Source organism: Rhodococcus sp. SMB37, assembly GCF_004345605.1.
In the GTDB taxonomy this organism is placed as follows: Bacteria; Actinomycetota; Actinomycetes; order Mycobacteriales; family Mycobacteriaceae; genus Rhodococcus.
In genome coordinates, this window is the sequence record NZ_SLVY01000007.1 from 73,130 (window position 1) to 89,022 (window position 15,893).

Here is a 15,893-nt window from a genome sequence, read left to right on the forward strand (position 1 = left end):
GTCTGTGCCGACGGATGTTCCCGCAAGCCTAACCGCTGTCCGTCACCGAATCGCATGATCGGACGACGTACGTCCAGTGAACGCGAAACACACCCGGCCGCAGGACCGGGTGTGTTTCGAAAGCGTCGACAGTTCGGGTCAGACTGCGCGGTAGCCGCTCCAGTCGGCGACGACACCGCGGTTGCTGAGCCATGCGGTGGGGTCGGTTTTGTTGCCGGATCCGTCCCACACCTCGAAGTGCAGGTGCGGCCCGGTGGACCAGCCACGGTTTCCGACGGTGGCGATCTGCTGGCCGGCGCTCACGCGCTGGCCCGAAGACACCTGGTAGGTGTCGACGTGGCCGTAGATGGCGGTGGTGCCGTCGTCGTTCTGGATGCGAACCCACTGGCCGTAGCCCGATGCCGCGCCCGCGTCGAGGACCGTGCCGTCGGACGCCGACTGTATCGGGGTGCCGATCGGGGCAGCGATGTCGATTCCGCCGTGATGCGCTCCCCAGCGTGAACCGAAGTCCGACGTCAGGGTGCCCGAGACGGGCTGGACCGTGCTGGGCTTGATGGGATTGAGGTTGTCGAGCCAGTTTCCTCCGCCGGCGAACTGATCGACGAAGCCCTGGACCTCGACGGGGAGCTGCGGGGCGCCTTCCTCGGCGGGAGTGGTGATACCGGGGATCGCGGGAAGCTCGATACCTGCGGGCAGCTCGAACGGGAGCTGCGGCGTAGGCGCAGGAGCCGCCTGGACCGCGCCGTGATCATGACCGGGATGAGCCGCGGCGGTACCGGCGGTGAACTGCGCACCGATGGCCATGAAGGCACCGGTCGCACATGCCACGGTGGCGGCCTTCGCCGGAGCCGACGGACCCGTCGGTTCGATGCGATGACGCCCACGCTGGGTCGATCCGACCGTCAGGTCGATGTCGAATGCCGATGCATCTTCGCGTGTCCGTTGGTGCCGTGCCACAGTCGCTGTCCCGTTTCGTAGTCCCGATTTCGGCCGGTGAGTAACACCCGGTCGTTCCTGGCGATTCAAGGTAACAAAACGATATACGCGAGGTCCAGCGTTACCTCTTCTTGATCTCATAGAGCGGGAACCAAACCAACCAGTCGGTAACAACCAGCGGATTTGCTGCTCGCTTCGGCACCGCGCGGGAACGACCGCTACACTCACACCGCGCCGCGATTCGGTCCGCCGAATGGGCGCGCGCCCTCGTAGCTCAGGGGATAGAGCACCGCTCTCCTAAAGCGGGTGTCGCAGGTTCGAATCCTGCCGGGGGCACACACTCTCTCCATACATCAACACTCCCGCAACAAAGCCGGCTTCCCGCGTCGGTGATCGCCGATGAGGGAAGCCAACAAGTGTGCGCGACGAGCGCCGCGATCTACAGGCCGACCTTCTCCAACGCGGCCTCATATACATCCATGGCCTCTTCGACCGACTTCCCCTCGGCAAGCGCGGCGGCATACACCGCGCGAAGCTCGTCACCCTGCTCCTCGAACTTCGCCGTCCACCGCTCGGCGTCCTCACGCCAATATCCGACGATGTCGTACTGGTCGCGCGACCAGCCGAGCGAACGCAGATGCTTCTTGGCGGCACGGATATCGGCGGCCTCGCCCGCGAACCAGCAGTATCCGTCGGCGGGCAGATCGAGCTCGGCGAGCGCCGCGGACAACCGCGTGCGCGACACTCCGTTTCCGCTGCCGATGAGTTCGACGATCTCGGTGTTCTCCCGCGAGGGCAGGTATTCGAGCTCGCTGCGGTCGAGCACTTCGGCGACGACGGTCACGTGTACCGAAGGATCGGTCTGCTCCAGGACTCGGGCCATTGCAGGCAGTGCGGCGAGGTCTCCGGCGAGAACATGACGGGTCGCCGCCGACGGCGGCTCGTGCCACGAGCGCGGGCCCGCCACCAGCACACGCCAGCCGGGTTCCGCTGCGCGCAGCCACTCGATCGCGGGACCGTGATCATGCACCGCGAAGTCGACCACCATCTCGCGGGATTCCGCGTCGTACGAGCGCACCGTGTAGTTGCGGTGTCCGGCGCTGCGCTCCTCGTCGACAATCTCCCAGCCGCCCAGGGCATTCGGATTCTCGCTCGGTCGCGCGTGCAGTTCCTCCGCGTCGTGCGAGAGGTAGAACGCCACGGCCTCGTCTGCTGCAGCGAGCGGGAGGTAGCCGTTCCCGGTCCCCTCCCCGATCTCGAGGCGAGCGCGCAACAGATGTGCCGCGACCTGTTCACGCGCGACCAGCGTGGCAACAAAATTCTCCCACTTCATTAGGCCAGGCTAACCGATCACCACCGGCCGATCATGTGACCGCCCTTACACCATCGGGCTCGAAACCGCCCCTTGATGATCGACAGCTCGATAGAATCGCGGCAGTCGATCGGTCACGGGACGCGCCACGCATGAAGCACACGCTGTGGTCGGCACTCGGACACGACATTCCCCCACCCGAGGAGCCCGCAGCATGCCTGCAGTGCGATTCATCCGTCGAGCACTCACCTTCGCAGCCCCCGTCGCAGCCGCTGTTCTGTTCGCCGGTGTCGCCACAGCTGCTCCGACGCAACCGCTGGGTACTGCCATCACCATCGGCTGCCTCAATCAAGGCAGCCTCGCGTCGCTCACATCGGTGGCAGCCCACCCCGGTCCCGACGAGGAACACGGGATCACCGCAGGCCACGTGCAGTTCGCAACCACGCAGGCGTTGTGGCCGATACCGGCCGCCGGCCAGGTGACGGTCGCATGGCTCAACCGCGACAACGGACGCACCGGCATCGTCGACCTCACCGGGGAATACCCGAATCTGTCTGCGACTGTCGACACCGGACCGGGCGAGGTGCTGACCACCGTCTTCGGATCGGTGAGCCTCGCCAGCGGTCCGCTGTGCAATTCGACCCCGGCCACCGGCGCCGTCACCGTCGGCTGAGCCACTTCCACGGCACGATCATCGGCACGCGAGTCCGGTAGGCACGATACCGCTCGCCGAACGTCGCGACGAGGTCGTGCTCTTCGAACCTGATCGCGACGAGGACGTACGCGGTGGTCACCGCCGCGAACAGCAGATGCCCGACCGACATGGTCGGCGCAACCCAGAACGCGACGAGGAAACCCAGATAGAGCGGGTGCCGCACCGACCGATACAGCAGCGGTATCCGGAAGGCGTTCGCAGCGGGCGGTTGCCCGCGTTGGTTACGGATGACCTGCCTCAATCCGAACAGGTCGAAATGGTTGATGGCGAACGTCGACACGAGCACGAGACCGAACCCGGCGAGCGAGAGCGCGTAGAGCAGTATCCGTAGCGGACTGCTGTCGATGTCCCAGATCGGGTGCGGGAGTGGACGCCACTGCCACATCACGAGTGCCAGCGCGGCCGAGGCGAGCAGAACGTAAGTGGACCGCTCGGCCGGCTCCGGGACGATCCGGATCCAGCGTCTCTTGAACCAGGGTCTGGCCATCACCGAATGCTGCACTGCGAACAGCGAGAGCAGCGCCAGGTCGATCACGATGGCGATTCCGGCCGGGGCACGAGGACCCTGATCGATGTTCCGGGGTACCACCAGGCGTTCGACCCATCCGATCGCGTACAGGAACACCGCGAGGAATATGAGATAGGCGCACACTCCGTATCCGGTGACGAGCAGTCGGGAAGCCGCGGTGCGGGTGCGAGGACCCGTGTCGGTTGTCGTTGTCATGCGCCCAGTGTCGGGACCGCAACCGCCACTCAGAAGGTCCCCTGAGGTGGGGAAACACCCACCCTTCGACGCTCGGTCACCGCGGTGCGTACATGATCACCGCGACGCCGACGAGACACACCAGTGCACCCGCGATGTCCCAGCGGTCGGGGCGGAAGCCGTCCATCACGACACCCCACAGCAGTGAGCCCGCGACGAAGACACCCCCGTACGCCGCGAGAATACGGCCGAAATTGGCGTCCGGTTGCAGTGTCGCGACGAATCCGTACGCACCGAGCGCGAGCACACCCAGTCCCATCCAGATCCACCCGCGATGCTCGCGCACACCCTGCCAGACCAGCCACGCACCACCGATTTCGAACAACGCGGCCACGCCGAACAGGACGAGGGACTTCAGGACGCTCATGGTCGAACAGGTTACGGATCGGACCGGCCGAGCTCGACGGGCCCGAGCGCGCCGCACGCTGCAGGTCTGCGCAGCGTCACAATTCGTCGATGGACACGACACCGTCTTGGAGTGCGCGCACCAGCAGAGAGGTCTTGGTGGTGGCGGGACGCCCCACCCGCATGTACTTGTCGCGGATGCGGGCGATGTGGGTGCTCACTGTGGCCGCTGTGACGAACAGACGAGCCGCTGCCTCGGACTTGGATTCACACAGAAGCCACTCCCTGAGTATCTCGGTTTCACGGGCCGAGAGCTGCGGCGAAGAGTAGGTGCGGGAGGGCGCGAGCACACTCGTCATGTCGGGTTTCCTTCTTCGATCGATATGACGACCGGCGGCTCCCCGACAAAGCCCATTGAGTCCGGTCTGAGAAGAACATACGATTTTGCACCGACAACCACCAACCGAATGGGTGCCTCTCAGGCGAACACCTGGCTCATCCGCCTTGCCGACGTGGTGCAGAGACGGCCGCCGGTCCGCCTGTGCGGGGGCCGGGCCGGCTTCATTCCCGGTGCACGTCGTGCGGGTCCAGATCGCCGCGCAGGCCGCGCCAGCTCGGGTGACGAAGTCGGCCGCCTTCGGTCCACGAACCAAACCGCACCTCCCCCACCAGCTCGGGTTCCACCCATACGGCGTCACGCCGATCGACGATCGGCAGCTCGTCCGCGAACGGGCTCGTGTCCCGCTGTCGTGCCCGCAGCGACGACGTCAGCGCCGCGAGAGCCCGATCGTCGAATCCCGTGCCGACTCTCCCCGTATAGACGAGCCCGCCGTCGCCGGGGATGCCGACCAGTAACGAGCCGAACGACCCCGCACGGTTCCCCTGGCCCGGTCGATATCCGCCGATGACCACCGACTGCGTGAGCCAGTTCTTCGCCTTGATCCACGCCGCACCCCGTTTGCCGGGCAGATACATCGAGTCGCGACGCTTCGCGACCACGCCCTCCCACCCACATTCCAGGCTTTCGGCGAGAGCGTCGGCGCCGTCCCCTGCCAACCGGTCCGGCACTGTCAGCCTCTCCGTCAACGCGGCGAGAGCCTCCAGCACACGGCGTCGATCGTCGTAGGTCTTGCGGATCAGCGACACACCGTCCAGATAGAGGAGGTCGAACACCCGGTACTCCGGGGTCGCCCCGCGCTGCAACCGCTCGAAGCTCGTGACACCGTCCGCGTCCACCGCGACGATCTCCCCGTCGAGGACGGCATCGTGGCCGTCGAGCACATGCGCGAGCTCACCGAGCGCGGGAAATTCTCCGGTCACGTCCCGCCCGGAGCGAGCACGCAACCGGACCTCGCCGTCGCGCACCTCGACGACCGCGCGGTATCCGTCCCACTTGCCTTCGAATGCCCACGTCGAGCCGTCGAGTTCCTCGACGTCGCCCGCGGTAGCGAGCATCGGACGCAGATCGGTCGGAAACTCCTCCGACCGTCCCGAACTCGACTGTTGCTTCATCCGGTGGGCGAGCCACTGGTCCTTCTCGGTGCGGATCAGCGCGTACCGGCCTTCGATCTTCTCACCGTGCAACCGCACGATCACCTCGTCGTCGCGCCACTTCTCGGTGTCGTAGGTGCCGGTGTCCCACACCGTCATCGTCCCGGCGCCGTATTCACCGGGCGGGATGATGCCGTGGAAATCGAGATATTCGAGTGGGTGGTCTTCGGTCCGGACGGCGAGATGGTTACGTCCGGTGTCTTCCGGCAGGTTCTTCGGCACCGCCCACGACGCAAGCACACCGCCGCGCTCGAGCCGCAGGTCGTAGTGCAGGCGCCGAGCGTGGTGTTCCTGGATGACGAACCGGTCGTCGTCGCCGGTCGCGGTGACTCCGGACGGGATCGGCTCGGGGGTGCGCGCGGCGTTGCGTTTGCGTCGGTAGTCGGTGAGCGCGTCGTCCGCTGTGGTGTCGATGCTGTCGAGCCGAGCACCGCCGAACGGGGGATCCAGTCCTGCGAGGAGATCACCGTGGTCGGCAGTTCGGTCCAACACTTCGTCGAATGTGAGATGCCGCAGATCCGGGTCGTCGAGTTCTTCCCAGCTCCGCGGTGCCGCCACCCACGGTTCGTCGCGGCCACGCAGGGAGTACGGCGCGACCGTCGTCTTGGCCGCATTGTTCTGACTCCAGTCGACGAACACTTTGCCGCCGCGTACCGCCTTCGCCATGGTTGCCGTGACGAGATCCGGGTGCAGCGTCGCAAGATTCGTCGCGACCTGTCGCGCGACGGTCGATGCGCCGCCGGAGGCGAGCTGCCGGTCCAGCGGCACGTAGAGGTGGAGACCCTTGCTGCCACTCGTGACGGGATAGGTCTCCCACCCGAGTTCGGCGACCATGTCGCGCACGTGCCGCGCGACCTCCGCGCACTGCACGAGCCCGGCCCCCGGCCCAGGGTCGAGGTCGAATACGAGCCGTGTCGCGGGGCCGGGCGCGGATCCGTCGAACCGCCACTGCGGCACGTGCAGTTCGAGCGAGGCCTGCTGCCCGAGCCACGCGATTCCCGCCACCGAGTCGAACACCGGATAAGTGACCGACCGTTGCCTGTGGTGAACCGTGCGACGGTCGAGCCACGACGGCGCATGCGGTGCGAGGTTCTTCTCGAAGAACGCCGGTTCGTCGACACCGTTGGGCCAGCGCTTACGGGTGCCGGGACGACCCACGACGTGTGGCAGCATGACTTCGGCGACGGCGACGTAGTAGTCGATCACCTCGCCCTTGGTGGTGCCGGTGCGGGGATAGAGCACCTTGTCGAGGTTCGTCAGCGTGATGCGACGGTCCCCGATCGTGCGGGTCGGCATCACCTCATTGTGCCAACCGCGCCGTATCCCTTCCCTACGTTCGAGCGAATGTATCGTTCGCTAGGCCTACCGAGACCAGTGAGCCATTCGCTCGGTCGCGGTCAGCCGTACAGTTCCGCGAACGAGTTCAGCGACGTCTGCAGATCGCCGTGGAGTGCGCGCGCCACCCCGGAACCGATCGGGCCGAACAGCGGCGCTCCCCCGAGCTCGATCTTCATCGTCAACCGCGATCCCGCCCCCGCGCCGGCCACCGCGAGGCGCATCTTGAACTTGGTGCCGCCTTTGCCCGACCCGCGCAGCACCACGTGGTGCGGGGCATCGAGTTCCTCGACGGTCCACTCCACCCGGTTGCGCATTCCCTTGACCGACACCACGGACTGCAGTGCCACCCCGGCTGTGAGCGTCTCCGGTAGTTCGCCGCGCCAGCCGTCGTGGATGCTCAACCACTCACCGAACGCGTCCAGGTCGGAAGCCTTCTCCCACGCAGTCTGCGGGTCGAGCGGAAGGTCGGTCGCGACTTCGAGTTTCGCCATGATTGCAGCGTAGAGGAGGCGGGTGCCCTCACCGGGAACGGCCGAACGTCACCCTCGGTCGGTTGAACTGACCGAGGGTGACGTTCGGCTTACGGGCGCGGGCGTGAAGTCAGTGCGACACGGCCTTCTCGACACCGACACCGGTGAGCGAGCGGACCTCCATCTCTGCCTGCTTGAACGGATCCTCCGGCTTGTTGCGGCCGATGTAGGTGCCGATGATACCGAGGGCGAAGGCGAGCGGGATGGACACGATGCCCGGGTTGGACAGCGGGAAGAACGAGAAGTCGACATCTGGGAACATTGCCGACGGGCTGCCCGAGACCGCCGGGGAGAACACGATCAGCAGCAGGCAGCTGATGAGGCCGCCGTAGATGCTGAACAGCGCACCGGTGGTGTTGAACTTCTTCCAGAACAGCGAGTACAGCAGCGTCGGCAGGTTCGCCGAGGCGGCAACAGCGAAGGCGAGTGCCACGAGGAAGGCGATGTTCTGCCCCATCGCGAGGATGCCCAGCACGATCGAGACCAGGCCGATCACGACGACGGTGATGCGCGAGACCCGCACCTGCTCGTCCTCGGTTGCCTTGCCGTGCTTGAGCACGCTCGCGTAGATGTCGTGTGCGAACGATGCGGATGCTGTGATCGCCAGGCCTGCGACGACCGCGAGGATCGTGGCGAATGCGACCGCAGAGATCACCGCGAGGAAGATCGTGCCGCCCAATTCGTACGCGAGCAGCGGAGCCGCAGCGTTCTCCTTGCCCGGAGCATTCAGGATGACGTCGGGACCCACCATCTTCGCGGCTCCGTAGCCGAGCACCAGCGTGAACAGGTAGAACGCGCCGATGAGCGCGATCGCCCACGTGACCGAACGGCGCGCTTCCTTGGCGGTCGGGACGGTGTAGAAGCGCATCAGGACGTGCGGCAGACCGGCAGTGCCGAGTACCAGCGCGATACCCAATGAGATGAAGTCGATTCGAGTCATGCCGCTGATGCCGTACTTCGCACCGGGCGCGAGGATGTCGCGGCCGGCGACCGCTTCGTCCGTAGAGTTCGACGCCATGGCCTGAGCGTCGGCGAGCAGCTGCGAGAAGTTGCCGCGCACCGCGAGCAGCACGAGCACGAACATGACGCCTGCACCCGCGACCAGCAGGACCGCCTTGACCATCTGGACGTACGTGGTGCCCTTCATGCCGCCGACGAGCACGTACACGATCATGAGCACACCGACGACGGCGACGACGATCGCCTGGCCGGCCTTGTCCTGGATGTCGAGGAGCAGGGCGACGAGTCCACCGGCACCGGCCATCTGGGCGAGCAGGTAGAACAGTGACACCGCGAGCGTCGACAGTGCCGCAGCCATACGCACCGGCCGCTGCTTGAGTCGGAAACTCAGAACGTCGGCCATCGTGAATCGACCGGTGTTGCGGAGCAATTCGGCGACGAGCAGGAGTGCGACGAGCCACGCGACGAGGAAGCCGATGGAGTACAGGAACCCGTCGTAGCCGTAGACCGCGATGGCGCCGGCGATACCGAGGAACGACGCGGCCGAAAGGTAGTCGCCTGCGATGGCGAAACCGTTCTGGGGGCCGGAGAACTGGCCGCCACCGGTGTAGAAGTCCGACGCCTTCTTGGTGGTGCGACTGGCCTTGATGACCAAGCCCATCGTGATGACGACGAACGCCACGAAGATGGCGATGTTGAGCAGCGGGTTACCGACATCGGTATGACCCTGCGCAAGTACGTTCACTGCTGCGGTCCTTCCAGCTCTTCGCGGATCGCTGCCGAGCGCGGATCCAGTTCACGCCCGGCGAACTTCACGTACACGGCCGTGATGATGAACGTGGTGACGAACTGCCCGAGCCCGAGGATCAGGCCGAGGTTGATGTTGCCGATCACCTTCGTCGCCATGAAGTCCGCCGCGTAGGTGGCGAGCAGAACGTACAGGGCGTACCAGGCCAGGAAGAACACCGTGACCGGAAACACGAACCGGCGCAGACGGGTACGCAGTTCCTGGAACTCCGGACTCGCCTGCATGTCGACGAAGTCCTGTGGAGTCGGTTCTCGCCGCTCCGGTACGTCACTCTCGCTGAGTGGTGCTGTGGTCACTGCCGACTCCTTGGTCGTCCGTGTGAGGTGTAGTGCACACACACGCTAGTGAGACCGCCATCACACAGATAGGGGTGCGTACCGGTTGCACGCCGAGCTGTCGTCGCGTGCGCCGAACGGTCGTCTCATTGCGACGAACGGCGCTCATCGAATGCACCCAGCTCCCGATCGCGGCCCATTCCGAGTCGCTCGGGAACGTGCATCCTGGAGAACGTACGCCCGACGTCGGCGGGCACCTTCTGTCTCGTCGCCAGGCTCACGGTGATCATGACGAGGAAGGCGAGCGGCACGCTCACCGCTCCCGGGTAGGCGGAGAGCACGGCCGGCCATCCTCCGGCGGCCGCCGAATCGAATCGGACCAGTACCGCGAGCAGCGCCGCACCCCCCGCGACCGCCCCACCCACGACCATGCCGGCGGCGGCGCCGATCGCGGTCAGCCCGCGCCACCAGATTCCCAGTACGAGCAGCGGGCACAGTGTCGACGCGGCAATCGCGAACACCTGCCCCACCGACCTGGACAGATCCAGCGAGGTCACCGACACGGCCAGCAGTAGTGGAACGGCGCCGGCGAGGACCGCCGCCACCCGGAAGTCGCGGACCCTGCCCCGCAGTACGTCGGTGGACAGCACCCCCGCGACACTCACCAACAGCCCCGACGATGTCGACAGGAACGCGGCGATCGCACCCGATGCGACGAGCGCCGCGAGAAGTTGCCCGCCCCACCCCGACAGCACCGAGTTGGGTAGCAGTAACACCGCGGCGTCGGATCGGCCCGTGATGAGCAACTGCGGCACATACAAGCGCGCGAATACTCCGAGGACGGTGGGAAACAGATAGAACAACCCGAGGAGGCCGATCACGGCGAACGACGTCATGCGTGCGGCCCGGCCGTCCGTGTTGGTGTAGAAGCGCACGAGGACGTGGGGCAGGCCCATCGTTCCGAGGAACGTGGCGATCATGAGCGAATACACCTGGAACAGGTGGTGTTCGCCGCCGGCGCCGATCCCCGCGCCGGGCGAGGCCCACGCGTCGTTGTCGGAGGGCGCCCCTGCCACCACCGGCACCGGCGAACCGGCATCGAGGACCAGTTCGGTGCCTGCGCCGAGTTCGTGTTCACCGGGTGCGAGGACGATCCGGCCGGCCACGGGCCGGGAGTCCACCTCGCCGGTCACCGTCACCGGGATCGGCTCTGCGACCTGCACGACGACATCGACGGTGATGTCGACGGTGGTGGTCTCGGTGACGGTCGGGGGTACCGGTTCGTCGACGCCGCGACTGTCGCCCACGAAGTAGATCGTCAGGACCAGCGCGGGAAGCGCCACCGCGGAAAGTTTGAGCCAGTACTGGAAGGCCTGCACGAACGTGATCGACCGCATGCCGCCGCCCACCACATTGGCGATCACGATGACGCCGACGATTACCGCCCCGACCCAGCTGGGAAGGCCGAGCAGAATGTTGAGCGTCAGGCCCGCGCCCTGGAACTGCGGTACCAGATACAACACACAGATGATCGCCACGACGATCATCGACAGCGACCGCACCCAGGGTTCGCCGAGACGGAATTCGGCGAAATCCGGCACGGTGTAGGCGCCCGAACGACGCAGCGGCGCGGCAACGAACAACAGCAGGCCGAGGTACCCGGCGGTGAACCCCACCGGATACCACAGGGCATCGGTGCCGTATTTGGCGACAAGACCCGCAACACCCAGGAACGATGCCGCAGAAAGGTACTCACCCGAGATGGCCGCGGCGTTCCAGCGAGGTCCGACGCTGCGGGACGCGACGAGGAAATCCGAGGTGGTGCGGGAGATCCGCACCCCGTACACACCGATCGCGACGGTCGCGATTGCGGCGGCGACGATGCCGACCAAGGTGAGGACAGGAACCGAGGTGTTCATGGGCGTGGAACCTCAGTCGTCGGTCAGATCGGTGAAATCCTGCTCATTGCGTTCGGCCAGGCGCACGTACAGCCACGCGCAGCCCAGGAGCAGGAGATACGAGGCGAAACCCAGCAGGATCCACGGCACCCGTACCTTCCACAGAGCGAGGTCGGCCAGCGTGGGAAACAGAGCGAGCACGATCGGGATCGCACCCAGCAGGCACACCGGGACCACCGCGATCCGCAGAGCGAGTCCGAGTTGCGCGCGCACCAGACCGCGGACCATCGCGTCGCCCACCTCGGTCTGCTGCTGCACTTCGACACGGGTACGCACCATGCGCGCGCCGCGCCTCTTCGCGAGCACGACGCGTTCGCGGTGCGGTCCGGACGCGGGGCGAGTGGAAGGGCCTGTCACCGCGACGTCCACGACTGCATCGGGCCTCGGATCAACCGGTCCTTGAGTTCGCGGGTGTGACGGCGGCTGACAGGCAACTCGACCGGGGCCTCAATGCCGACCGGCTTCATGCACACGACCAGGCCCGTCCCGGCACTTCGGATGCCGGTCACCAGCGGCAGCGACACCAGGTACGAGCGGTGGACACGGAGGAAGCCGGCATCCGCCCAGCGGCTCTCCAGCGACGAGATCGGGATACGCACGAGGTGCGATCCGGTGTCGGTGTGCAGCCGCGCATAGTCGCCGTCGGCCTCCACCCAGCGCACCGACGACCGCGACACCAGGGTGGTCACACCACCGAGTTCGACGGGGATCACCTCGTCGCGCGACTCCGCGTCGGCATTGTCCGGTGATGCCGGTCGCTGACGTTCGACGATCCGACGTATGGCCTCGGCGAGGCGCTCCTCCCGCAACGGTTTGAGCAGGTAGTCCACCGCGCCCAGGTCGAACGCCGACACGGCACGGTCATCGTGCGCGGTCACGAAGACCACCGACGGTGGGGTCGCGAAGTTCCGCAGGATCCCGGCGAGTTCGAGCCCGTCGAGTCCCGGCATGTTGATGTCGAGGAACACCGCGTCGATGCCGCCGTCGCGCAGCAGCCGCAGCGCGGTGGTCGCATCACTCGCGGTGTGCACCTGTCCGATCTCTGGACGGGCACGCAGGAGATAGGCCAGCTCGTCGAGCGCGGGTGGTTCGTCGTCGACGGCGAGCACGTTCAAGGTGTCGGGAGTCTCGTTCACAGCAGACTCATCGTGCCACGAACGAATCCGATCACGGCCGGATACCCGCCCGGAACTTAGGCACCCGCATACTCACCTTCGTGCCGGCGCCCGGCGCGGTGTCGACGACCAGACCGTAGTCGTTGCCGAACGCCGCGCGCAGCCGGTCGTCGACGTTGGACAAGCCGACATGCGCGGACTCCTTGATCCCGCTCCCCTCGGTGCCGTCGGCGGTCGAATCGAGCACCCCCGACCGCAACAGTTCCGGATCCATTCCGACTCCGTCGTCCTCCACGCTGATGATGCAGTCGGTGCCCTCATCGGCAGCCACGATCGTGATGGTGCCTGCCCGAGTCGACTTACCGGCGATACCGTGCCGCACCGCGTTCTCCACGAGAGGCTGCAACGCCAGGAACGGCAAGGCGACGTTGAGTACCTCGGGCGCGACCTGCAACCGAACCTCGAGTGCGTTGCCGAAGCGGGCGCGTTCCAGCGTCAAGTACCGGTCGATGTTGCGCAGTTCATCGGCGAGCGACGTGTATTCGCCGGTCGCGCGGAACGAATAACGGGTGAAGTCCGCGAAATCGAGCAGCAGCTCGCGAGCTCGGTCGGGGTCGGTGCGCACGAACGAGGCGACAGTATTGAGCGCGTTGTAGATGAAATGCGGGCTGATCTGTGCCCGCAGCGCACGCACCTCGGCACGGTCGAGGCGAGCACGGGACGCATCGAGTTCGGCGAGTTCGAGCTGGCTGCACGCGTAGCGGGCCACCTCGGTGAGAGCCCCGAGCAGCGCAGGCCCGGGGTCGGTGGTGGTGACGACGCCGAGCACACCGGCGACACCGACCTCGTCGATGACCAGCGGCTGCGCGATCAGAGCGCGCGCCGCGAAATCGTCGGGTCCGCGTTCGAGGGAGTCGTGTCCGACGAGGACCCGCCGCTCACCGTCGATCGCGCGGGCCGCGGCGTCGCGTACCTGCCCGGACAGCGATTCGAACGGCCCGTCCCATGCGAGCAGACCGCCGTCCGCATCGAGCAGGGCCACTGCCTGCACCTCTGCGAGGAGCATCCGCAGGTGCGGGGCCGCTTCCTGCGCTGAGGTCGCGTCCAGCCCACCGCGCAGGGGCCTCGCCGCGAGCGACGCGGTGTGCAGTGTCGTGTGGACGGCACGCTCGGCGGGGGTCGTGACGACCCGGCGGGTACGCGCCCACACTGCGGCGATCCCCGCGACTACGCAGAGTGTCACGACAGCGACGACGACGAGGACTGTTCCGGTCACGGACCTACGCTACGACGCGCAGCAGTGAACAGCGGTGTGACGCACACGGGGAACAGCGGTGCGGCCGCACACGGGCCGGATCAGTCGCGGCCGCGCCGGTCGATCCGCTCCTCTGCCGCAGCCTCTTCGATGTCGAGGCTCTCGAGTTCGGTACGGAGGGTTTCGTCGTCGAGTGTGCCGTCGTCGCGTGCGGCGATCAACGCGGTGCGTTGGGCTCGCAGGACGGTACGTCGAAACTTGTCGAACATCGCGCCCACGTCCGGACCGTGCTCGACCTCGACCTCCGATTCGGCGCGCTCGACGTCGCCTCGTGCGCGGATCGATCGTTCGACGCGCTCGAGGATTCGCCGCATCCTCTCGGCGTCGGTCCCGCTCGGAAGTTCTTCGGAGAGGGCGCGCAGTCGGTCTCTCGCCGCGTCGGAACTGATGGATCGGGCCAGGTCCCGCTGCTCCTCGGTACGCAGTCGCTCGTACGGGTCGGTGACGTCGAGGCGACGGATCAGCGCGGGCATGGTGGAGCCTTGGATGAGCAATGTGCCGACAGCGACGATGATCGCGGTGAGGTGGATGATCTCGCGGCCGGGGAACGGCTCACCCGAGGCCAGGACAACGGGGACACCACCTGCGGCGGCGAGGGTCACGACGCCGCGCATCCCGGCCCAGGACACCACGACGTGTTCTCTGAAGGTCAGCGGGTCGCGGCCGAGCCTGTTCAGTCCGGCCTTCCGGACGGCTCGTCGCCGGCCCCAGTTCAGCAGGCCCCACACCGGGCGGACGAGCATGACCACGACCAGCACCGCGAACGCGTACAGCAGGATCGTGACGACGTCGTAGCCGTTGTCGGTCACTTCATCCAGCACGAACTTCAGCTGAAGCCCCATGTACGCGAACACGAACATTTCGAGCAGGATGTCGAGGCTTTCCCAGACGAACCGTTCCTGCAGCCTCGTCGTCACCGACAGGTCGGTCGCACGGTGTCCCATGTACAGACCGGCCGCGACGACCGCGAGCACTCCGGATGCGTGGATCTCCTCGGCAACGAGATACGCGGTGAACGGGATGACCAGGCCGAGTGAGGTTTCCAGTGAAGGGTGATCCATGTGGGAACGCACCCAGTGCACGGCGATCGCCAGGACGAGCCCGACTGCGACACCGCCCGCGACTTCGTAACCGAAGAACACGACGGGCGATTCGACGAACACCTGGGTACCGACGACGGCGGATACCGCGACCGTGAACAAGGTGAGGGCAGTGGCGTCGTTGACCAGGCCTTCTCCGGTGAGGATGGCGATGACCCGCTTCGGCAGTCCGAGTTTCCGCCCGACCGCGACCGCGCTGACCGCGTCGGTGGGTGCGACGACGGCACCGAGGACCAGCGCCGCTCCGAAGGTGAGTTCCGGTACCAGCCATTCCGCGAAGAACGCGACGGCGAAGGCAGTGACCAGGACCGTCCCGACACCCAGCCGGAGAATGTGCGACAGATTGCGCTTGAAGGTGGGAACGGAGAATCGCAGCGCCGCCGAGTACAGCAGCGGCGGCAGGACGACCCCGAGAAGTACGTGCGGCTCGAGTTCCAGCCGTGGCAGGCCGGGGAGGAACGACGCGATCGCACCGATCACGACCAGTACCAGCGGGGCCTGCAGATTCCCGCGGTTCGCCAATCCGGTCACCGCGATCGCCGCGATGACGACGAGCAGGATCCAGGTTCCGTTCACGGGTCGATTCTCACCCGAGACCGCCGCCCCCGGGACGTGATGCGGTGTTCTCGCGCACGCCACGCGGTGTGGCGTGCGCGAGCGGCGGACTCAGGCGGTGCCGAGGCCCTTCTTCGCCGCGTCCTGGGCGGAATCGACCTTGTCGGCGAACTTGCCGCCGGTCTTGTCGTCGGCAAGGTCGCCGACCTTGTCGATCGCCTGGTTCACCTTGTCCGGGTGCTCTGCGGCGAGGTCTTTGCCTTTGTCGACGATGCCCTTGACCTGATCCATGAAGCCCACTGCTGGTCCTTTCGTTC

The 15,893-nt window shown here is 66.5% G+C and carries 16 protein-coding genes and 1 tRNA gene; 2 read left to right on the plus strand and 15 right to left on the minus strand.

The genetic code is table 11. The features are described 5' to 3' along the window. Window positions 1–138: 138 nt before the first annotated feature. On the minus strand, window positions 139–957 hold the full coding sequence (locus EV641_RS13390; RefSeq protein WP_054712675.1) for a M23 family metallopeptidase: 819 nt from the start codon (window positions 955–957) through the stop codon (window positions 139–141). A 242-nt stretch (window positions 958–1,199) separates the two neighbouring features. On the opposite strand from EV641_RS13390, the gene EV641_RS13395 reads away from it, so the two are divergent. Then, a tRNA-Arg gene (locus tag EV641_RS13395) sits at window positions 1,200–1,272 on the plus strand. A 103-nt stretch (window positions 1,273–1,375) separates the two neighbouring features. Here the strand turns inward: EV641_RS13395 and EV641_RS13400 are convergent. After that, window positions 1,376–2,269: a siderophore-interacting protein gene (locus tag EV641_RS13400; protein ID WP_132472252.1), complete on the minus strand. Its 894-nt coding sequence runs from the start codon at window positions 2,267–2,269 to the stop codon at window positions 1,376–1,378. Between the two features lie 193 nt (window positions 2,270–2,462). Between EV641_RS13400 and EV641_RS13405 the strand changes: the two genes are divergently transcribed. Beyond that, window positions 2,463–2,921, plus strand: coding sequence for a hypothetical protein (locus tag EV641_RS13405; protein ID WP_054720083.1), 459 nt, complete (start codon window positions 2,463–2,465; stop codon window positions 2,919–2,921). Here the strand turns inward: EV641_RS13405 and mddA are convergent. The 13 genes from mddA to EV641_RS13470 form a co-directional block, all read right to left on the minus strand. Then, complete coding sequence (gene mddA / locus EV641_RS13410; protein ID WP_132472254.1) at window positions 2,908–3,687, minus strand: methanethiol S-methyltransferase; 780 nt, start codon at window positions 3,685–3,687, stop codon at window positions 2,908–2,910. The two genes, EV641_RS13405 and mddA, sit on opposite strands and share 14 nt — an antisense overlap. Before the next feature lie 76 nt (window positions 3,688–3,763). Continuing rightward, window positions 3,764–4,093: a YnfA family protein gene (locus EV641_RS13415; protein WP_054720076.1), complete on the minus strand. Its 330-nt coding sequence runs from the start codon at window positions 4,091–4,093 to the stop codon at window positions 3,764–3,766. A gap of 76 nt (window positions 4,094–4,169) precedes the next feature. Continuing rightward, a complete protein-coding gene (locus EV641_RS13420; RefSeq protein WP_054720073.1) occupies window positions 4,170–4,430 on the minus strand; it encodes a LuxR C-terminal-related transcriptional regulator in 261 nt (86 codons plus the stop codon). 202 nt (window positions 4,431–4,632) lie between these two features. Continuing rightward, window positions 4,633–6,918: an ATP-dependent DNA ligase gene (locus EV641_RS13425; protein WP_132472256.1), complete on the minus strand. Its 2,286-nt coding sequence runs from the start codon at window positions 6,916–6,918 to the stop codon at window positions 4,633–4,635. Between the two features lie 101 nt (window positions 6,919–7,019). Further along, window positions 7,020–7,451 (minus strand): SRPBCC family protein, encoded by a 432-nt coding sequence (locus tag EV641_RS13430; protein ID WP_132472258.1) that lies wholly within the window; start codon window positions 7,449–7,451, stop codon window positions 7,020–7,022. 109 nt (window positions 7,452–7,560) lie between these two features. Then, entirely contained in the window at window positions 7,561–9,195 is a 1,635-nt protein-coding gene (locus EV641_RS13435) for a cation acetate symporter (protein WP_054717269.1), read from the minus strand. After that, window positions 9,192–9,554, minus strand: a complete 363-nt coding sequence (locus tag EV641_RS13440; protein ID WP_054806936.1) for a DUF485 domain-containing protein — start codon at window positions 9,552–9,554, stop codon at window positions 9,192–9,194. The genes EV641_RS13435 and EV641_RS13440 overlap by 4 nt, the downstream gene beginning before the upstream one ends. A 125-nt stretch (window positions 9,555–9,679) precedes the next feature. Beyond that, window positions 9,680–11,452: a cation acetate symporter gene (locus tag EV641_RS13445; protein ID WP_132472260.1), complete on the minus strand. Its 1,773-nt coding sequence runs from the start codon at window positions 11,450–11,452 to the stop codon at window positions 9,680–9,682. A gap of 12 nt (window positions 11,453–11,464) precedes the next feature. Then, entirely contained in the window at window positions 11,465–11,770 is a 306-nt protein-coding gene (locus EV641_RS13450; RefSeq protein WP_241997214.1) for a hypothetical protein, read from the minus strand. Window positions 11,771–11,844: 74 nt separating this feature from the next. Next, on the minus strand, window positions 11,845–12,627 hold the full coding sequence (locus tag EV641_RS13455; RefSeq protein WP_054717279.1) for a LytTR family DNA-binding domain-containing protein: 783 nt from the start codon (window positions 12,625–12,627) through the stop codon (window positions 11,845–11,847). A 31-nt stretch (window positions 12,628–12,658) separates the two neighbouring features. Then, complete coding sequence (locus tag EV641_RS13460; protein WP_132472264.1) at window positions 12,659–13,882, minus strand: histidine kinase; 1,224 nt, start codon at window positions 13,880–13,882, stop codon at window positions 12,659–12,661. A gap of 80 nt (window positions 13,883–13,962) precedes the next feature. Continuing rightward, a complete protein-coding gene (locus tag EV641_RS13465; protein WP_132472266.1) occupies window positions 13,963–15,597 on the minus strand; it encodes a Na+/H+ antiporter in 1,635 nt (544 codons plus the stop codon). Between the two features lie 90 nt (window positions 15,598–15,687). After that, on the minus strand, window positions 15,688–15,876 hold the full coding sequence (locus tag EV641_RS13470; RefSeq protein ID WP_054718458.1) for an antitoxin: 189 nt from the start codon (window positions 15,874–15,876) through the stop codon (window positions 15,688–15,690). Between the last annotated feature and the right edge of the window lie 17 nt (window positions 15,877–15,893).